The sequence below is a fragment of the Sphingobacterium sp. R2 genome (assembly GCF_040760075.1).
Lineage (GTDB): Bacteria > Bacteroidota > Bacteroidia > Sphingobacteriales > Sphingobacteriaceae > Sphingobacterium.
In genome coordinates this window covers 4,278,782-4,299,855 of the sequence record NZ_CP142884.1, presented here as the reverse complement: position 1 = coordinate 4,299,855, position 21,074 = coordinate 4,278,782, and the positions used below count along the sequence as shown (strand labels likewise).

The following is a 21,074-nucleotide window of genomic DNA, read 5'->3' as shown; positions in this document are numbered from 1 at the left end:
ATAAATTGATTTAGAAGTTTTGTATAGTAATTTTACCGTAGACTGTGTCATATTAGGCTTTCACGAAGGAGAATTAAAAGTTCTTCTGGCCGAAAGAAATGAATATCCTTTTAAGGATTGGTGGGCATTGCCAGGCTTTTTCGTGGACAACGATGAAGAGATGGAAGATGCCGTGAAGCGGATTTTGTATGAAAATACAGGGTTAAAAGATGTCTTTATGGATCAGCTCCATTCCTTTGCCGGTTTAAAAAGGCACCCAAAGGGAAGAATTTTGACCGTGGCTTATTACGCACTCATTCAATTGGATAATACCAAACTAAAAACTAAGCCTGTTACAAATTACATGAAACAGGCCAAATGGTTTCCTGTTCGTAATGTACCCGAACTAGCCTTTGACCACAAGCAGATTTTGGACCTCTGTCTGGAAAGATTGCAGCGCCGACTCGCTTATAAGCCTATCGCTTTTGAATTGCTTCCCGAAAAATTTACCCTCACCCAGCTACAGCTGGTCTATGAGGGAATATTGAATAAACAACTCGATAAGCGCAATTTTAGAAAGAAAATGCAAAACTATGGGTTCCTAAAAGAACTCGACGAGGTACAGACCGGGGTGGCGTATCGCGCAGCACGGCTCTATAAATTGGACAAAAGGAAGTTCCTAAAACATTTTCAGAATACGGTCGCGTTTTGATTGAACGATTTATAATATTAAGAGGCTGTCTCAAATTTATTTGGGACAGTTTTTTTGTTTAAAAAGTCTATGAGATAGATTTGTGTGTTATTTGTTGGTTATTTGAAAAAGACTCATATGGAGGGGAGAAATGAACAAAAAGTAGCTTTTTAGGCTGCTTTTTTTCTTAGATTTTGTGCTATTGCCAATAATCCCCATTCTATGGACACTTTTTCTTTACCCCGGAGCATAAATCTTCGGAACCCATGGTTCTGTTTAATGTTTGCAAAGACAGGTTCGACGTCACAACACCTCTGTTTTCGTTTAGCTACACCTACATCGCTGTTGAGCAATTGGTATGCCCTGTTCCTGTAAATCTCAAGTTGCTTATTCACCCCGATGATCCTATTTCCCTGTGATTTGTGACAGGCGCCATTCAACGGGCAGTTTGTGCAGTTTTTTGCCTGATACTTTTTGATTTCCTGCCGGAAGCCTGCGGAGGTCTTTTGGCTAAATGTACCTATACAATGCATTTCCTGTCCCATTGGACAGATATAGCAATCTTGTGAAGGATTATAATGTAATTTATCTACAGAAAATGGTTTCTTATCCCCACAGCTCTTTTTCTGTCCTTTGTCAAACATACCATATTTCACATAGCTCTCAATATTTTTTGCTGCCAGTAATGCATAGTTTTCTTCACTGCCATAACCGGCATCCGCGGTAAGGGTTCCCGGTGTTTTTCCAAAGCTGTCCTCATGTTGTTGCAAATGACCGGATAATGTTCTGGTATCTGTGGGATTGGAATGTATGGTGTAATTGACGATGTATTGATTGGACGTGGATATCTGGATATTATATCCTGGTCTGAGCTGGCCATTTTTCATATGATCCTCTTTCATCCGCATAAAGGTGGCATCGGGATCTGTTTTGCTATAACTGTTTCTGTCTCCCAGAGTAGCTTCCTGCTCTTCATATTGTACGATCTTCTCTGGATAGTTTTTGGTTACATAACGCAACTTTGCCTTCATCTTTTTATTTACCGAAGGTTTGTCGGATAAGACTCTGTTCAGCTTATCGACCGTAGCCCGGACTTTTTCGCTGTCAATTGTCGTCAGATCGGGAGGATCCGGGAGGTTGTCCTCCGACTTGGCAATACTTTGGGCGTAGTCCCATATATCTTTTAAGGCAGCTTTCATCTTTTCCTTATTGGTATGGATAGCTTTCTTCCAAACGAAAGTGTATCTGTTTGCATTAGCCTCTATCTTGGTGCCATCGGTGTAGACATCTTCTATGCTTAACAACCCTTCTTCGGCCAGGAGCTTAACAACTTCTTCAAATACACTGCGAAGTGCTTCTTTTAAGCGGACACCACGAAATCTGTTGATGGTATTGTGATCGGGATAGCTCATGCCGCTCAGCCACATGAAGTTGATATTCTCCCGGCAGGCTGTTTCCAGTTTCCGACTGCTGTAGACATTGCTTACATAGCCAAACACCAGAACCTTCAACAGCATTTGCGGATGATAACTGGAACAGCCTTTTATCTTGTAGGCATCCAAAAGACCCTGTATGTTGATACGGTTGATCACATCGTTAACAATACGTACCGGATGTCCTTTGGAGACCAATTCGTCCAAAGTTGGGGGAATTGCCATAATCTGATCCTGATAGTAAGGCTTAAAAGTAGGTCTTTGAGATGACATATATCTTTTTTTGAAATATAAATATATGAAAATCAATTAATTAAATCAAATTAAATATCATGAAATAACATAAAAAAGAGGCTGTCTTTTTGAGACAGCCTCTTTTTGTTGTCAGCCCAATATCAAAATTATTACAATTTCAAAATATATTTTGTAAAGCATGTTACTTTTTATATTTTTGAACAATTTCTGATAAAAGTCAGAAAGTTGAAAGGAGTTTTTTGAAGAATGGAAGATAGAAAAGATCAAATCATCGAGGCGGCTATACGGCGCTTTATGCATTACGGTTTTAGTAAGACTACGATGAATGAAATTGCGGAGGATATAAAAATTACTAAAGCGAATTTGTATTACTATTATTCAGAGAAGAATGCACTGATACGCGATGTGATTGTGCGTTTGACAGATGAGTATAGGGAAATGGAGGAAAGGGTGGCGGATGCACATGAAGGTACAACGTACGAACTGATCATCAAGATTTTGGAGCTGCGTGATGCATTTGTGCGGAAATACTATATGTTGCACATGAACGAAAATCTAGAATGGATAAAGGGTCTTTCGATGCAGGATTTTTTTCAGTGCCTGCATGACCGGGATGTGAAAGCCTTGTTTGAGATTTTGCAGGTAGGTGCAGAAAAGGGCGAAATCGATGGGGAACACCTCTATGAAACTGCCGAGATATATGTGGAATTGATGAAGAGTCTCTCGCTGATGTGCAATATTTCGGATATCATTTCGGGCATACCAAACCAGGATCGTTTTGATGAAGTATTACAAAAGCAAAAGTTGGCTACCAAGCTTTTTTTTAACGGTATAGGTAAAAAGTAGATATAAAATTAGGATAAACAAATTAGGAATGAAAACAATCAGAATACTAGCCAGCCTTTTATTAGGTACGATGGTTTTCCAAAGTCATGCACAACAACAGTTAACCTTAAGTGATGCCATTAAATTTGCGTTACAAAATAAGGCGGATGCAAAAAAGGCAGGTCTTGATGTCGTCAATGCCGAGCATAAAATTGCGGAAGTTAAGTCAGGAGCATTACCGCAGGTGAATTTTAACGGTGGAATTACCTACAACCCGATGATCCAAAAGGTTGCATTACCCGGGGAAATCGTCGGTCAGCCCGGAACAACCGTGATGGCGGCTTTTGGACAAAAATGGCAATCTACTAATACCATCAGTTTAAACCAACAGCTGTTTAACCAGACGGTATTTACGGGGCTGAAAGCCGCAAAAACCACCCGCGAATTTTATGTGATCAATAAGACCTTGACCGATGAGCAACTGATCGAGAAAGTGGCGAATAGTTATTATGATGTTTACCAATCTAAATTACAGTTAAAAACGGTTGAGAACAACCTGGAAAGTACCACCAAAACAAGGGATGTAATCGAAGGCTTGGTCAAAAACGGATTGGCAAAAAAAATTGACCTGGATCGTACCAATGTTTCCGTAACCAACTTGAAAGCGTCCAGGCAACAGCTGATCAATGCGGTGGAACTGAAAGAAAATGCACTGAAATTTGTGATTGGCATGTCCATGACCGAGCAAATTACAATGCCTAGTTCAACTTTTGAAACCGTTGCATTGGATGCAATATATGATCCGCTTGATGTGTCGAGTAGAACAGAAATTCAGGTGCTGTCAAAACAGAATGAATTGCTTGAACTAAATAAAAAGGCAGAGATCTCCAAATATTATCCGACGCTTTCGTTGACAGCGAATTATGGAAGACAGGGATTGGGACCTGTATTTCCGATATTTTCTAAGGCACAGGGGGTAAATTGGTCTGGCTTTTCTGGCATCGGACTAAACCTTACGGTTCCTATTTTTAACGGTTTCCTTACACGATCCAAAGTGCGTCAGGCGCAGATTGATATCGATAAACTGCAGATCGATATTGCCGACACCAAGCTGGCCTTGAATATGGCGGCTGAGAACTCACGGGTACAGATCAAAAACTCCTTATTGACAATCGAATCGAACCGTAAAAATGTTGATCTGGCAAAATCAGTATTGGATGATACAAATAACAATTATAAAAATGGCCTAGCGACATTGACTGATCTGCTGGATGCTGAAAATGCGTATGCAGATGCGCAAAATAATTTAAATACTTCGTTGCTGGATTATAAAATTGCTGAGGTGCAGCTGATCAAAGCGAATGGAAAACTTAAATCATTGATTAACGAATAATTGACTAATACAATATGAAACGCGGAATTATTACTCTACTTATTATTGCTGCTGGCTTAGCAGGAATATTTTTTGTGTTAAATAAAAATAAAAAGAAAAATGAAGCTGAAACAGCGGAGGTTGCCAAGAAGAATGCAGCAATCGCTGTACGTATCGATACAGCGAAAGTGTCTTCCATGGATTTACGCTATACCGCAAATGGCACCTTCTCGCCCAAACAGGAAGTAACTGTTTCGGCTCAAACTGCCGGCAGAGTTGTGAGAGTATTGGTGGATGAAGGTTCGCGTGTGAGCGCCGGGCAGACCTTGGCGATCATTGAAGGCGATAAGCTGAATGTCAATGTAGCCAATGCCCAAGCCGCATATACCAATGCGCAGGCCGATCTGCAACGCTTTGAAAGTGCTTACTCAACAGGGGGGGTGACCAAACAACAGTTGGATCAGGTAAAATTACAGTTTGAGAATGCGAAGAATAACCTACAGGCTTCCAAATTGAATGCAGGCGACGTAACCATCAAAACATCGGTGTCTGGTATTGTCAATGCGCGTAAAATCGAACCAGGTACTTACCTGAATATTGGAGCTCCGGCCTTTGATATCGTCAATGTGGCGACGTTGAAATTGCGTGTTAACGTTGATGAAAAGAACGTTGCAACGTTAAAGATCGGTCAGTCTGTGGATGTGAGTGCAAGTGTGTATGCCGATGAGCGCTTTACAGGAAAGATAACATTTATAGCCCCCAAATCGGACGGTAGCTTAAATTTTCCGGTAGAGATAGAGGTCAACAATGCATCAAACAAATTGCGTGCAGGTATGTACGGCACAGCCATCTTTGGTGAGGGTGTTGCCACCAACACCTTGATCGTGCCGCGCAATGCTTTTGTAGGTAGTGTGAGCGACAACAAGATTTTTGTGCTTAAAAATGGTAAAGCAATTGAAACAACGGTCAAATCGGGTAGAAACTTTGGTGATTACATCGAGATTTTAGGTGGTTTGCAAGATGGTGATCAGGTGATTGTATCGGGTCAGATCAATTTATTTGACCAAAGCCCTGTAGAAATTATTAAATAGAGAATACTGTAATCAATAGCCGATGAAACGCTGTCTTTGCACGGCTATTTAAAATAAAATATTCTAATGAAAATTACCGAAATATCGATAAAACGCCCCAGTATCATTATCGTATTATTTATAATACTGACATTGGGTGGGTTGTTTTCTTATACGCAATTGGGCTACGAACTGGTCCCTAAGTTTGAAATTAACGTAATCACGGTACAAACAATCTATCCGGGGGCATCGCCTGCGGAAGTGGAAAGTTCGGTCACCAAGAAGATAGAAGATGCAATCTCTTCGTTGGAAAGTATCAAAAAGGTGGAGTCGACCTCGCTCGAAGGGGTTTCGATTGTGATGGTTACCCTGAATAACGGTGCAGATGTCAACTTCCTCCTGACAGATGCCCAGCGAAAAATCAACGCTGTCGTCAACGATTTGCCGGACGATGTGAAGACGCCTTCGCTCTCCAAATTCTCATTTGATGACGTGGCAATCATGAGTCTGGCCGTTACATCCAACTTGTCAGAGAAAGAGCTTTACGACTTATTGGACAATAAAATCCAACCGGTCTTTGCCCGTATCAACGGGGTTGCCAAGGTGGACATGATCGGTGGGGAGGAACGCGAAATACAGATTTCTGTAGATCCCAAAAAAATTGAAGGTTATGGACTCACAATTTCGCAGGTGCAACAAACGATTGCATCGTCCAACCTGGATTTTCCTACAGGTAACGTCAGTACCCGCGACAACCGTACAACGATTCGTCTTGCAGGTAAAGTAACCTCTATCGAAGAATTGCGCAATCTGCCTATCACTACGCCTGCAGGCGTGCAGATCTATCTGCGCGATATCGCCGATGTACAGGATGGTATCAAAGAGATTGAAAAGGTGGCACGTTTGGACCGCCAAAACACGATTTTGCTACAGGTATTTAAACAGTCTGACGCGAATGCCGTGGCTGTGTCTGAGGCCGTAAAGAAAGTGATCGCTGTGCGTGATAAAGATGGAAAGGTGATTAGTGGGGTAGAGAAAGATTATGCGGCACAGAATATTAAAATTCTGGTGGCCAATGACTCTTCTGATTTTACCTTGAATGCGGCTGATAACGTTATCCACGATTTGATGATCGCCATTGCTTTGGTGGGTTTTATCATGCTTTTCTTCCTGCAAAGTTTGCGTAATGCTGCCATTACCATGGTAGCGATCCCGCTCTCCTTGATTGCAACTTTTATCGGTTTGCTACTGATGGGGTATACCTTAAACCTCATGTCCTTACTGGGATTGTCACTGGTGGTAGGTATCTTGGTGGATGATGCGATCGTAGTGATCGAAAACATTCACCGCCATATGGAGATGGGGAAAAATAAAGTACGCGCAGCGTATGATGGGGCGTCTGAAATTGGATTTACGGTAACGGCAATCACCTTGGTCATTGTCGTCGTGTTCCTTCCAATCGCCATGTCAACGGGATTGGTGGCCAATATCCTTGCACAGTTCTGTGTGACTGTCATCATCTCGACGCTATTGTCCTTATTGGTATCCTTTACGGTCGTACCGTGGTTGTATTCACGCTTCGGTAAATTGGAGCATCTAAGCAAGAAGTCGCTGTTTGGTCGTGTTATCCATGGTTTTGAAAGTGGTCTGAACAGCTTTACACATTGGGTTGCCGGTTTGTTAACCTGGTCATTAAAAAATGTCAAAACCAAATTGGCGACTTTAGGTTTAGCGATCGGTTTACTTATTGCATCATTCGCACTCGTGGTAAAAGGTTATATCGGTTCCGATTTCTTTCCGAGTGTAGACCGGAAAGAATTTTTTATCCAGCTGGAACTCGATAAGGATGCTTCTTTGGAAAAGACGAACTTGTTAACACAGAAAGCGGAGGCCTATATTACGGCGAAGCCAGATGTCAAGGAAATCATTACGACAGTTGGTCAGTCCTCAGACGGAATGGCGTCGACAACAGGCTCGCGTTATAAATCGGAGATCCATGTGATTCTCGACAAAGAAAATTTTGAAGGCAACTCACAGGTGTATTCAGCGACTTTAAAACGCGAACTGGAAAATAAGCTGATCGGTGCCAAGATCAAAACGGTAAACGTAGGTATCATGGGAGCGGAACAAGCACCATTGAAATTGACCATTATTGGTGCCTCGGTTGAAGATGCCCAGGAATTTGCTGAGAAAGCAGCAGATCTATTGCGTAAAATTCCAGGATCTGCGGGGGTTAAGTTGACTTCCGAAGCGGGTAATCCGGAGATCAATGTGAAGATAGACCGCGATAAAATGACTTCGTTGGGATTGAACGTATCTACCGTAGGTATGACCATGCAGACAGCATTCTCCGGTAATACGGATAATAAATATAGAGCAGGGGACAACGAGTACGACATCAACATACGCTATAACGAAAGTGGTCGTGCAACAATCGACAATGTGCGAGCCCTTAAATTTATCAACAATAATGGTGCTTCCATTTCATTGGATCAATTTGCTGAAGTGACGTATGGCTCTGGACCTACTTTGTTAGAACGACGCGACAAGTCGCCAGCCGTATCTATTCAGGGGCAGGTTATCGGTAGACCGATGGGTACTGTCGCTCAAGAGTGGCAGGCGCAGTTTGAGAAATTGCCGCGTAAACCGGGAATTGTATTTGTATGGGGTGGTAATATGGAAAATCAAACTGAAGGTTTCGGTACATTGGGAATTGCTTTGTTAGCATCCATCATACTAGTATACCTTGTTATGGTCGCACTGTACGACAGTTTTATCACGCCGTTTGTCGTGTTATTCTCGATCCCATTGTCGTTTATTGGTGCATTGTTGTTCCTGGCATTGGGAAATCAGACCTTGAACATCTTTACTATTTTGGGTATTATCATGTTGATTGGTCTAGTTGCTAAAAATGCGATCATGCTCGTCGATTTTGCCAATCACCGTAAGGAAGCCGGCGATAATACTCATGACGCTTTAGTGGCTGCCAACCATGCGCGTCTTCGTCCGATCCTGATGACGACAATTGCGATGGTTTTCGGTATGATCCCTATTGCAATCGCTACAGGCGATGGTGCAGATATGAACAGAGGGCTCGCTATTGTCATCATCGGTGGTCTATTGTCCTCCCTATTCTTGACGTTAGTTGTAGTACCCGTGGTGTACTCCATTTTTGATAGTCTTCAACGTCGTTTTGGAAAGAAAGAGAAGACTGACTATGAAGCCTTGATAAAGGAAGATTATGACCATGTGGACGTGGCAGAACATTAAAAAATAAGTAAATCTAATAGCCAAAAAAGGCGGTTAACATATGTTAACCGCCTTTTTTGTATTAATTTTAGGTTAATCAATCGATTGCATAAATATTTTTTATTACATTGCGTCGCATTAACAAAATATACACTTAAAATTGAGACAAGCATGTGTGGAATTGTAGGATACACAGGTTATCGTCAGGCGTACGGTATCGTCATTGACGGATTGAAAAAGTTAGAATACCGTGGATATGACAGTGCTGGGGTGGCATTGCATAAAGGTGATCAGATCGATGTTTACAAAAAGACAGGTAAGGTCGCAAACCTAGAAGAATTTGTGTTTGGTCACGATCTCCAATCCACTACAGCTATCGGCCATACACGTTGGGCAACACACGGTGAGCCTTCGGACAGAAATGCACACCCCCATTATTCGAATAGTGGACGCATAGCCATGATCCATAACGGGATTATCGAAAACTACGCTTCTTTGAAGTCGGAGTTGATCAACAAAGGATACACATTTAAGAGCGATACGGATACAGAGGTGCTCGTCAATTTTATTGAAGAGATTCAATCTCAGAACGAATGCTCGCTAGAAGAAGCTATTCGTATTGCCTTGAAACGGGTAGTAGGCGCTTATGTGATCCTCGTATTGGAGGCGGGTCATCCAGATCGTATTATTGCAGCGCGCAAAGGAAGTCCTTTAGTTATCGGTATCGGTAAAAATGAGCATTTTTTGGGTTCAGATGCTTCGCCGATGCTGGCCTATACCAAAGAGGTGGTATACATCAACGATTACGAATTGGCGATCATTACGCCAGATGAGCTGATCTTGAAAAATCTGGGTAATGAGCGCATCACACCGTACGTTCAAAAATTAGATTTGGAATTGTCAGCGATAGAGAAAGGCGGTTATGACCACTTTATGCTAAAGGAAATATTTGAACAGCCCGATACTATTTTTGACTCCATGCGTGGTCGGTTAGACCTGCAGTCGCATCAGATTACCCTGAGCGGTATCGAAAAGTTTGCAAATGAAATCAGCAATACCAACCGCATTGTGATTGTCGCTTGCGGAACAAGCTGGCACGCCGGACTTATCGCAGAGTATATTATTGAGGAACTGTGCCGCATTAATGTCGAGGTCGAATATGCCTCGGAATTCCGCTACCGTAATCCGGTTATCCATCCTGGAGATGTAATTTTGGCCATCTCACAAAGTGGGGAGACTGCTGATACGTTAGTCGCTTTGGAAAATGCCAAAAAACAAGGTGCTATTATTTTAGGTGTCGTCAATGTGGTGGGATCTTCTATTGCCCGTCTTTCGGATGCTGGTGCCTATACCCACGCAGGCCCTGAAATCGGTGTAGCAAGTACCAAAGCGTTTACGGCACAGCTAACAGTACTAAACCTCATTGCTTTAAAAATCGCTTCGTTAAAGGGTTCCATCAGCGACGAACGTTACCAGACACTTGCTCAGGAATTAAATGAAGTTCCGAAGAAAGTGGAATGGATCTTGGATACGCAGGTGGAGAAAATCAAGCAGATTGCCAGCAAGTACAAAGATGCCCGCGACTTCCTATTCTTAGGTAGGGGATATAACTTTCCGGTTGCCCTCGAAGGTGCCCTGAAGTTGAAGGAAATTTCATATATCCATGCCGAAGGTTACCCGGCAGCAGAAATGAAACACGGTCCTATCGCGTTGGTAGATGAGAACTTACCTGTTGTATTTATTGCCACTAAAGATGCTTATCACGAAAAGATTGTATCGAATATCCAGGAGATAAAAGCACGTAAAGGCAAAATTATCTCGGTTGTCACCCAAGGCGATACTGTCTCTGAGAACTTATCGGATGATTTTATGGAAATACCGGCAGCCGATGAAATCATTGCGCCATTGATTTCTGTTGTGCCATTGCAACTCCTGTCGTATTATATTGGCGTCGAGCTAGGGTTGGATGTGGATAAACCACGTAACTTAGCTAAGTCCGTAACTGTAGAGTAAGGAGGCTGATGAGTATATTGAAGAAAAAACCTTTGGAACAGCTGGGATATGGATTTATCCCCGCTGAATTTATTCCAGCAGGACAGGACGAATATACCCTGCGTTTTCAGCAAAATCCGCGGAATGACTTTCGGGATCTGACCGATGAAGAGGTTGAGCAGCTAATCAAAAACGGCAACTGGTCCAGCGACTGGTCCAAAGTTAAAGTATCGGCGGTCTTTGATCCAAATCAGATCCAGCATTGTAAATTCTATGGTCTGGTCCGTATCGGAAATCTGAGCCCAAGTTACCTGGACTACCGCAACTTGAAATTGCCTATAGGCCTGTATCATTCGACGATTGTAAGTTCGGATTTTGGCGACGATGTTGCTGTCCATCACGTGGGTTTTCTGTCTTACTTTATCGTTGGCAATGAGGTGCTGTTAAGCCAGATTAAGGAAATGGAAACAGGCAGTACAGCGAAATTTGGCAATGGTATTCTCCGCGATGGCGAAGAGCCCGAAAAGCGCATACAACTGGAGCTCTGCAATGAAAATGGTGCCCGCTCGGTCTATCCTTTTGATGGCATGCAGTCTGCAGACGTGTACCTCTGGACGCGCAATCGACAGGATGTTGCGCTGCAAAAGCGCTTTGGGGAATTAACTGATCAGAAGTTTGGCAGTCAACGTGGCTTTTACAGTCAGATCGGCGACCGTTGTGTCATCAAAAATACTTTCACGATCAAAAATGTAAAGATCGGAACGGATGCTTATATCAAAGGGGTCAGCAAACTGAAAAATGTGACGGTAAATTCCTCGCAGGAATCGTATACGCAGATTGGCGAAGGCTGTGAGCTTGTCAATGGTATCATAGGCTACGGCTGCCGCATATTTTACGGTGTTAAAGCGGTACGTTTTATCTTGGCGTCCTATTCGCAGTTAAAGTACGGCGCCCGTCTGATCAACTCTTATCTGGGAGACAACTCCACGATTTCCTGTTGTGAAGTATTAAATTCTTTGATCTTCCCGGCGCATGAGCAGCACCATAATAATTCTTTTTTGTGTGCGGCGCTCGTGATGGGCCAAAGTAATATGGCTGCGGGAGCTACGGTAGGATCCAATCACAACTCCAGAGCAGCGGACGGAGAAATTATCGCGGGACGTGGTTTTTGGCCCGGACTCTGTGTCAGTTTAAAACACAACTCCAGATTTGCATCGTATTGTCTCATTGTCAAAGGAGATTTTCTGCACGAATTGGACATTAGATTGCCTTTTACTTTGGTGAGCAATGATGTACAGCATGATCAGTTGGTGTTGATTCCGGGCTATTGGTTTATGTACAATATGTACGCGCTGGTGCGTAATGCCAATAAATATGAGGCTAGGGATAACCGGCATTTCAAAAACCAATATTTTGAATACGATATGTTGGCACCGGATACGGTGAATGAAATGTTTGAAGGAATGGATCTGTTGGCTTTGGCTGTTGCAGATAGTCTTCATACCGCAGCAGGTAAGGATGTGCAAGAGCGTATTATTGCCGGTCGTGCACTGCTCGCCAACAATATGGATCTTAAGAATCAGACTATCGTGCTCCAAGGAGCAGAAAATTCCCGAAGACCTACCGTGATTCAGAAAGTTGGTGAGGCGTATCATTTGTATCGTTCTTTTATCAAATATTACGGTGTGTTGCATCTGATGGATGCTTTGGAGGACGGTCTTTCGCTACAGGACATCATTGAATCCTTAGCGGATAAGGCGCGTACAAGCTGGCAGAATATTGGTGGACAGTTGATCGAAAGCAATGCGTTGCAAGCTTTTCTGAATGATATTAAGTCTAAAAAAATAGATTCTTGGGATGAAGTCCACGAATTCTATCATGATAAAAGTAAAACTTATGCCTTGGATAAACGTGAACATGCGCTCTTGTCTTTAATGGAGATTCTAAATTTAGAAGGGATGGCTTTATCAGCAGATAAAATCGTATCTTTGTTGGATCAGGCACTCGGACACCGAATCTGGATTGGTGAACAGATTTACAAATCGCGCGCTAAAGACTACAAAAATCCATTCAAAAACATGGTGTATGCCAATGATGAAGAACGTGATATTGTGGTCGGAAAGCTGGAGGAGAATTCCTTTATCAATCAACAACAAAAAGAATTAGAGACATTTAAGATAAGGGTTGCTAATTTGAAAGGGCAATTTTAAAAGAAAGGCTTCCGCTCGGAAGCCTTTTCTTTTTTGAACTCCGCACGGCCTGAAGAAGCTCCACACGGCCTGAAGAAGCTCCACACGGCCTGAAGAAGCTCCACACGGCCTGAAGAAGCTCCACACCGCCCGAAAATCCACACTGCCCCCGAGCATGTGTTAGAGTTCTTTAATCATTAATCTTATCCAGCGGTTTGCGTTTATTCTCTTTGATCTGTTTAAAGTGACTCGGTGTAAGTCCAGTAACCTTTTTAAATTGATTACTTAAATAAGCAACACTGGAGTAATTGAGTTTGTAAGCAATTTCACTCAGCGTGAGTTCGTCGTAAACCAATAACTCCTTGACATATTCAATTTTCTGCCCAATGAAGTATTTTTCAATGGTCATGCCTTCCACGTCTGAAAAAAGATTGGAGATGTAGTTGTAGTCGTGATGCACTTGCTTGCTGATAATTTCGGAAAGATTGAGGTTAGTATCATTATGCTGATTGCGGATAAGATCCAATACAACATGTTTGACCTGCTCGATGATGACCGTTCTTTTATCGTCAATCAGCTCAAAGCCAAGGCTGGAGAAAGTGGAAGCAAGTTGCTCGGTCTCCGCTTTGGTTAGCTCTTCATCGATTTCAACCTGACCCAAGGAAATATGTTTGATATGAAGATTGAGCTTGGTCAGTTCACTTTCAACGACCATAATGCACCGATTGCACACCATATTCTTTATCGCAAGTTTCATATGTAAATTATTTTAAATACAAGTTACCCATGTAAACCCAAAAATCGATAATTTATTGGACTTGGGGTTGTAAGATTTAGAGAATATCTTGTAGTATTTTTTAAAGCGTTACGGTTTGATTTCAATTGGAGTGCCTATTGGAACGGCTTTAAAAAGTTCGTCAATTTCCGAGTTCGTAAGCGCCATACAACCTAAAGTCCAGTCCATGTGCCGCTGCAACTTGCCGATAAAGCCCATACCATTTCTGAGGCCATGTATCTTAATGTCGCCGCCGGCTTCCTTTCCTAAGCCTTTGGCGTGGGCTACATCTGCTTGATTGGGATAGGAGACCCCAAGGTTTTTGTGGTAATCGCTATATTGATTTTTATCGTTGATTGTATAGAGACCCTCCGGTGTTTTCAAGTCGCCTTCAAACTGTTTGGCACCGATAGGTTGTCTACCCAGTGAAATCCGGTAAGTTTTTAAAAGCCTCCCATCACTGTACGCTAGTAACGACCTTTTTGATTTGTAGACGACAAGCTTGTCGACTTTAGCGTCGTTCCCTAATGTAGGTTCCGGATAGCTGTTGTAGCCCCACAGGCCAAGAGCAAAAAGGATAAAGATAGCGATAACCGTTTTTAATACTATTTTACGTTTTTTTTGTCGCTTCATCTTTGTGGCGTTTTAAAAGTGTATTAAAGGGTAAACGAAGTGCCAGGCACTGCGCTGGCACTTCGTTTATTGTTATGCTTGAGGTTTTCGGAAGATAAAGTAAAATCCGACCAATATGAAAGGTATACTCAATAACTGACCCATGTTTAAAGCCATACTTTGCTCGAAAGCTTCCTGGTCGATTTTAAAATGTTCTAGAATTATACGCGCGCCAAACAGTAGGACCATAAAAATCCCGAATAGCTGACCTCGCTGACGATTGGGATTTGATTTAAATAGGGAACCGATGATGATAAAGATCAAAATATAAGCGATAGCTTCATAAAGCTGTCCGGGATGACGGGGTATATTGTCTACACGTTCGAAGACAATAGCCCAAGGAAGATCACTGGGGGTTCCAATAATTTCGGAATTAAAGAAATTTCCAATCCGGATAAGTGCGCCGGCAATAGGGACAACGACGACGAGTCGGTCTGCAAGCCACAGAAAATCGGTTTTCGTTTTTCTGCAAAATAAATAAAGAGCGACAAGAATCCCCATGGCTCCGCCATGGGAAGCTAGGCCTGCAAAGCCTGTGATATGGAACCCTGTATTATCCCACCTGAACGGTAGGAAAATCTCCAGGATATGATCTTTATAATATTCAAAATCGTAAAACAGGCAGTGTCCTAATCGTGCTCCGATTAATGTGCCCAGAAAAATATAAATTGATAGTTGATCGAGCTGCTCCTGTGTACGGCCTTCTTTTTTGAAAATACGCAACATGATGACGTACGAAACAAAAAATGCCAATAGCCAGCACAGTGCATAATAACGCAGGGCAAAGGCGCCGAAGTTGAACATTTCAGGGTCTATATTCCAATGTATTGCACTTAGTATTGAATTCATAAATTTTATAGCTGTTTAAATTACTTTGGAGTAAAGATAAGCTTTAATCTCATTTTTTTGGGGTATAATTTACTTAAACAGGAGAACACACTCATGGCGTTTGTTATTTCAGGTAGGTAGGCCTTCTTTCTGTTATTATTTTCCAAAAAACATTTTTACTTTTGCAATTCATTGAAATTTTCATATTTTGACGAAAGTAAATAGAAAAGGAAAAGATGGCAGAAAAAAACAAGAAAAAAGAGCCGAAACACAATACGATTGTGACTAAAGATTCGCTTTCATTTTTTGAAAAATATATCAACAACGCTTCTCCGACAGGATTTGAGTGGGATGGACAGCGTTTATGGCTGGATTATTTAAAGCCTTATGTCGACGAGACATTTGTAGACAACTACGGTACTGCCGTGGGCGTAATTAACCCGAAGGCGGAGTACAAAGTGGTGATAGAGGCTCACGCTGATGAGATTTCTTGGTTTGTCAATTATATAACAAAAGACGGGTTGATCTATGTGATACGCAACGGTGGTTCGGATCACCAGATAGCACCCTCGAAGCGCGTAAATATTCATACGGAAAACGGTATCGTCAAAGCCGTATTTGGCTGGCCGGCTATTCATACACGTTCGGGCGAGAAAGAGGAGAACCCGACATTAAAAAATATCTTTTTGGATTGCGGTTGCAGTACCAAAGAGGAGGTCGAAGCATTGGGTATCCATGTTGGTTGTGTGATCACTTATGAAGATACATTCTCTGTCCTGAATGATCGTTACTACGTCGGACGTGCGATGGACAATCGGGCAGGTGGCTTTATGATCGCTGAGGTGGCACGGTTGTTAAAAGAGAATAAAAAGAAATTGCCATTTGGATTATATATCGTAAATTCGGTGCAGGAAGAAATTGGTTTACGTGGAGCAGAAATGATCGCAGACCGGATCAAACCGAATGTCGCTATCGTTACCGATGTAACGCATGATACGCAGACTCCGATGATTAATAAGATCACGCAAGGAGACCTGTTCTCAGGAAAAGGCCCGGTATTATCGTATGCTCCAGCTGTGCAGATCAACTTAAATAAGCTGTTGGTGAAGGTTGCTGAAAAGAACAATATACCTTTCCAGCGTCAGGCTTCTTCCCGTTTTACTGGAACGGACACAGACGCATTCGCCTATAGTAATGGTGGTGTACCGTCGGCGTTGATTTCTTTGCCACTGCGCTATATGCACACCACAGTAGAAATGGTTCATAAAGAGGATGTCGACAATGTGATCAGACTGATCTATGAAACATTATTGAATATAGAGAATGGACAGGACTTTAGAACATTTACAAAGTAGAATTTAGAATATATTAACTTATCATTAGAATTATTATGGAAAATAACCAAAATCAAAACGAATTGAGCATCGAGTTGACAGAAGAAGTAGCAGAAGGAATCTACTCAAATCTTGCGATTATCACTCACTCTAATACTGAATTTGTGGTTGACTTTATCCGTGTGATGCCAGGAGTGCCAAAAGCAAAAGTGAAATCAAGAATCGTTTTGACTCCGGAGCATGCGAAACGCTTGTTAGGTGCATTGGTTGATAACGTGAATCGTTTCGAAGCATTGAACGGTCCGATCAAAATGGATGTAGGTGCTGCTGAACAACCTCAACAAGGTGGTGACCCTACTGTAGCATTTCCTTTTGGAACTCCACAAGGTCAAGCATAGTTGATAAAAACTATCCCTGAGATATAAAAAGCGTCAATGATCCCATTGGCGCTTTTTTTTGTTTGTAATTTGATGATTACTGTTGTTACGCTCTTAAAAACGTGCTTCAAAATGTAATATAGCAACGTTTTATCGATCCTGCTGACATCCTATCGTACCTAATCTTTTCGGATTTTCTCGATATGAACGAACTTATGTATTTAAAAGTTGTTATCTATGGATGCTGGCCCTTTTGTGCATGCGGCATACCCGGTATATTACCTATGGATAGCCCTTGCGTCAGGCCTTTACATTTACTAAATTTAACAAACTAATTTCAAAAAGGAGAATGATATGGATATTCAAGTGCGGAACTTGACAAAGAAGGATTATGTTGATTTGAAAAAATCGATGGAGCAGGCATATGATGGTGTAGGTGAAACCTGGTCGAAGGAGAATATTCAGGACCTGATCGATTTATTTCCAGAAGGACAATTATGTGTGGAGATTGATGGACATGTTGTCGCTTGCGCCCTGTCCATTATTCTGAATTCAAAAAAGAATAATATCTACGATAGCTATTATGAGATTATTGATAATGGCAAGTTTACCAAGCATAGTGATGAAGGCGACACCCTGTATGGGATAGAAGTGTTTGTACATCCCAATCATCGGGCTCTTCGTCTTGGACGCCGGCTTTATGATGCACGCAAGGAGCTGTGCGAACAGATGAACCTCAAAGGTATCATTGCTGGCGGTCGGATACCCAATTACCACAATTATGCGGATAAAATGAGTCCGCGGGTGTACATTGAGAAGGTCAAACGCAAGGAAATTTTCGATCCTACATTAACTTTTCAGCTTTCAAATGATTTTCACGTCAAGAAAATCCTCAAGCATTATCTGCCTGAAGATGCTGAATCGATGGAGTTTGCGACGCTCCTCGAGTGGAACAATATTTATTATGAGGCCGAGACGCGATCGATTTCGACAACAAAGCAAACCATCCGTCTGGGATTGGTTCAATGGCAGATGCGCTTATTTGATAATCTGGACGCATTTTACGATCAGATTGAATTCTTTGTGGATACCGTAAGTGATTATGGAACCGATTTTATTATGTTTCCCGAGTTTTTCAATACGCCGCTCATGAGCCCGTACAACGATCTTCCGGAGCGTTTGGCAATGGAGAGGCTTGCGCAGCACACTGCGGAGATTATTGATCGCATTCAGCAATTTGCCGTTTCCTATAACGTTAACATTATTGCAGGCTCTATGCCTTTGGTAGAAAATAAAAAACTCTACAATGTTTCTTACCTCTGCCATCGCAATGGCAAACTAGATCAGTTTAAGAAAATCCATATTACACCTAACGAATTTAAATACTACGGTATGGTCGGAGGGAGTGAAGTAAAGGTTTTTGATACCGACTGTGGTAAGGTAGGGTTGTTAATCTGCTACGATGTCGAATTCCCTGAGTTGAGCCGAATTTTGGCAGACCAGGGCATGCAGATTCTTTTTGTTCCCTTTATGACTGATACACAAAATGGTTATATCCGTGTACGTACCTGTGCGCAGGCCAGAGCGATAGAAAACGAGTGTTACGTAGCTATCGCTGGTTCTGTGGGCAATTTGCCGCGTGTAAACAATATGGATATTCAGTACTCGCAGTCTGCTGTCTTTACGCCTTCAGACTTTGCCTTTCCGAATAATGCCATAAAAGCGGAGGCAACCCCAAATGCCGAAATGGTACTGATCGCCGACGTTGATCTGTATGCGCTTCGGGATCTACATGAATATGGTACCGTTAAAATTAAGAAGGATCGGCGTAAGGACCTGTATGAAGTAAAACTGCTCAAGTAATTTTAAATATGCTTTTAATTTATTAAAATATGATACAAAAAGTCAAGTGGGGAACGCTGTCGATCGTTTTCATGATCATGTCATGTCAGTCAAATAAGAAAAGCGATACAGCTCAAACGGTCCGGACCAATTTTTTTGATGTTTCGGGAATGGATACCACGGTGCATCCAGGGGATAATTTTTTTGAGTATGCGAATGGAGCCTGGATGAAAAATACCCAGATTCCGGCATCTGAAACAGGATGGGGATCATTTTACATTTTGGAGAATGAAAATTTGGAGAAGCTCCGATCTGTTTTAGAAAACGCTGCAAAAGGAGCTAATAAGAAGGGGTCCGATCAGCAAAAGGCAGGCGATTTCTATGCGAGTGGCATGGATACCGTGACCATCGATAAGTTGGGCGCAAAGCCGATCGAAGGAGCAATCCAGAAAATCAATGGACTGAAAAGCATCGATGAACTGATTGCGTATGCCGCAGATGGATTTAAGGAAGGCGGTGGTGATCTCTTTACATTTTATGTCGCTGCAGATGATCGGATCAGTACGAAAAATGCATTGCAATTTTTTCAGGGCGGACTTAATCTACCTGAAGCAAGTTATTACCTCGATCAGGATGATAAAGCACAGAAGATCAGAAAAGCTTATGTCTCCTATCTGGTTAAATTGTTTGGATTGATCGGAGAGGGCGCCAATGCACAAAGATTGGCAGAGGACGTACTTCAGCTGGAAACCGCTATCGCCAAATCGCATGCGACGCCGGTAGAATTGCGTGATCCCGTTAAAAATTATCATAAATTTGCGGTGCAGGATTTCCAAAAGCAGACCCCAAATCTTAACTGGAAAGATATCCTAAATCGCTTGGATATCAAAACCGATACCATCCTTGTGCAGCAGCCTAAATGTTATATTGCTTTAAATAATTTGTTGAAATCACAATCGCTAGAGGTCTGGAAGACAAAGCTAAAAGCAGATTTAGCAAATGCTTCTGCTGACGCTTTGAGCAAGGAATTTCGGGAGGCTAAATTTGAGTTGTTTGGAAAAATATTGAATGGTCAGCGGCAGGAGAAAGAACGCTGGAAATTAATGGTAAGCTCCGCAGATCAAAACTTGGGGGAGATTGTCGGAAAGTTATATGTGGATGAGTATTTTAAACCTGAAGCAAAGAAACGGATGCTTGAACTGGTCGACAACCTGCAAAAGGTGTATAAAAGCCGCATCGAGCAATTGGACTGGATGACACCGGAGACCAAGAAGAAAGCAATCGAAAAATTGGAGGCCTTCACCAAGAAAATCGGTTACCCCGAAAAATGGAAAGATTATAAGGACGTGGAAGTGGCTAAAGATACCTATTATGCCAATTTACAGTCTGCAGCAAAACATGCTTATAAAGAAATGGTAGGCAAAATCGGTAAACCGGTTGACAAGTCGGAATGGCTGATGACAACACCTACGGTAAATGCATACTATAATCCGCCTTACAACGAAATTGTATTTCCAGCTGGGATATTGCAATTTCCATTTTTTGATGTGAACGCAGACGACGCCGTAAACTATGGCGCTATTGGCGCCGTTATCGGTCACGAGATGACCCACGGCTTTGATGATCAGGGACGTCAATATGATAAAGATGGTAATTTGACCGATTGGTGGACTGCGGTCGATGCAAAGCAGTTTACAGAAAGGGCCAATCAGGTAGCGAAGTTATACAGTAGTTTCACTTTGTTGGACAATCAACATGTGAATGGTGAACTCACGCTGGGCGAAAATCTCGCTGATATTGGAGGGCTCAATATTGCCTATGACGCCTTTAAATTGACCAAGCAAGGGCAGGGGCAAGAGAAAATCGATGGTTTTACACCGGATCAACGCTTCTTCCTGAGTTTCGCGCAGGTGTGGCGCGTAAAGAGTAGTGATGAAAGAATGCGTTTGCGCTTAAAAGTCGATCCGCATAGCCCCGAACAATTTCGCGTAAATGGCCCCGTGTATAATATGGAGGCTTTCTACAAGGCATTTAATATACAGCCCACGGCAAAAATGTATGTAGCACCCGAGAAGAGAGTTTTGGTTTGGTAATAACTTTTGGGGACGAATGGTATTGTCTTGATGGTTCTTAGGGCAATACTATGCACAAAATAACGTTTAAGTAGAAATGAAAATATAAATTTGTCTTT

Annotated in this window: 15 protein-coding genes; 11 read left to right on the top strand and 4 right to left on the bottom strand. The window is 42.2% G+C overall.

Annotation, left to right across the window (positions count from 1 at the left end; all coding sequences use genetic code 11):
• Window positions 1-19 precede the first annotated feature (19 nt).
• Complete coding sequence (locus VXM68_RS17925; RefSeq protein WP_293953967.1) at window positions 20-691, top strand: NUDIX domain-containing protein; 672 nt, start codon at window positions 20-22, stop codon at window positions 689-691.
• 149 nt (window positions 692-840) lie between these two features.
• On the opposite strand, the gene VXM68_RS17920 is transcribed toward VXM68_RS17925, so the two are convergent.
• On the bottom strand, window positions 841-2,376 hold the full coding sequence (locus VXM68_RS17920; protein ID WP_367209531.1) for an IS1182 family transposase: 1,536 nt from the start codon (window positions 2,374-2,376) through the stop codon (window positions 841-843).
• Window positions 2,377-2,604: 228 nt separating this feature from the next.
• On the opposite strand from VXM68_RS17920, the gene VXM68_RS17915 reads away from it, so the two are divergent.
• The 6 genes from VXM68_RS17915 to VXM68_RS17890 all read left to right on the top strand — a co-directional run bounded on the left by VXM68_RS17915 (window position 2,605) and on the right by VXM68_RS17890 (window position 13,076).
• Complete coding sequence (locus tag VXM68_RS17915; protein ID WP_307186056.1) at window positions 2,605-3,204, top strand: TetR/AcrR family transcriptional regulator; 600 nt, start codon at window positions 2,605-2,607, stop codon at window positions 3,202-3,204.
• A 28-nt stretch (window positions 3,205-3,232) separates the two neighbouring features.
• Complete coding sequence (locus VXM68_RS17910; RefSeq protein WP_293953971.1) at window positions 3,233-4,576, top strand: TolC family protein; 1,344 nt, start codon at window positions 3,233-3,235, stop codon at window positions 4,574-4,576.
• 14 nt (window positions 4,577-4,590) lie between these two features.
• Complete coding sequence (locus tag VXM68_RS17905) at window positions 4,591-5,646, top strand: efflux RND transporter periplasmic adaptor subunit (protein WP_293953973.1); 1,056 nt, start codon at window positions 4,591-4,593, stop codon at window positions 5,644-5,646.
• Window positions 5,647-5,712: 66 nt separating this feature from the next.
• Window positions 5,713-8,895: an efflux RND transporter permease subunit gene (locus tag VXM68_RS17900; RefSeq protein WP_293953975.1), complete on the top strand. Its 3,183-nt coding sequence runs from the start codon at window positions 5,713-5,715 to the stop codon at window positions 8,893-8,895.
• A gap of 150 nt (window positions 8,896-9,045) precedes the next feature.
• Entirely contained in the window at window positions 9,046-10,887 is a 1,842-nt protein-coding gene (gene glmS / locus VXM68_RS17895; RefSeq protein ID WP_293953977.1) for a glutamine--fructose-6-phosphate transaminase (isomerizing), read from the top strand.
• A gap of 8 nt (window positions 10,888-10,895) precedes the next feature.
• Window positions 10,896-13,076 carry a DUF4954 family protein gene (locus VXM68_RS17890; protein ID WP_367209551.1) on the top strand — a complete coding sequence of 727 codons (2,181 nt, stop codon included), beginning with the start codon at window positions 10,896-10,898 and terminating at the stop codon, window positions 13,074-13,076.
• Between the two features lie 169 nt (window positions 13,077-13,245).
• Here the strand turns inward: VXM68_RS17890 and VXM68_RS17885 are convergent, their stop codons facing one another.
• From VXM68_RS17885 to lgt, 3 genes are all read right to left on the bottom strand, one after another.
• Entirely contained in the window at window positions 13,246-13,812 is a 567-nt protein-coding gene (locus VXM68_RS17885; protein ID WP_293953981.1) for an AraC family transcriptional regulator, read from the bottom strand.
• 108 nt (window positions 13,813-13,920) lie between these two features.
• A complete protein-coding gene (locus tag VXM68_RS17880; protein WP_294350677.1) occupies window positions 13,921-14,463 on the bottom strand; it encodes a L,D-transpeptidase family protein in 543 nt (180 codons plus the stop codon).
• 72 nt (window positions 14,464-14,535) lie between these two features.
• A complete protein-coding gene (lgt, locus tag VXM68_RS17875; protein ID WP_293953985.1) occupies window positions 14,536-15,351 on the bottom strand; it encodes a prolipoprotein diacylglyceryl transferase in 816 nt (271 codons plus the stop codon).
• A gap of 215 nt (window positions 15,352-15,566) precedes the next feature.
• Between lgt and VXM68_RS17870 the strand changes: the two genes are divergently transcribed.
• The 4 genes from VXM68_RS17870 (at window position 15,567) to VXM68_RS17855 (ending at window position 20,976) form a co-directional block, all read left to right on the top strand.
• Window positions 15,567-16,685 (top strand): M42 family metallopeptidase, encoded by a 1,119-nt coding sequence (locus VXM68_RS17870; protein WP_293953986.1) that lies wholly within the window; start codon window positions 15,567-15,569, stop codon window positions 16,683-16,685.
• 35 nt (window positions 16,686-16,720) lie between these two features.
• A complete protein-coding gene (locus tag VXM68_RS17865; RefSeq protein WP_293888008.1) occupies window positions 16,721-17,062 on the top strand; it encodes a DUF3467 domain-containing protein in 342 nt (113 codons plus the stop codon).
• A 333-nt stretch (window positions 17,063-17,395) separates the two neighbouring features.
• The gene (locus tag VXM68_RS17860; protein ID WP_367209550.1) at window positions 17,396-18,904 is read left to right on the top strand and encodes a GNAT family N-acetyltransferase; all 1,509 of its coding nucleotides are present in this window, start codon (window positions 17,396-17,398) and stop codon (window positions 18,902-18,904) included.
• Between the two features lie 29 nt (window positions 18,905-18,933).
• Window positions 18,934-20,976, top strand: coding sequence for a M13 family metallopeptidase (locus VXM68_RS17855; RefSeq protein WP_367209549.1), 2,043 nt, complete (start codon window positions 18,934-18,936; stop codon window positions 20,974-20,976).
• Window positions 20,977-21,074 lie beyond the last annotated feature (98 nt).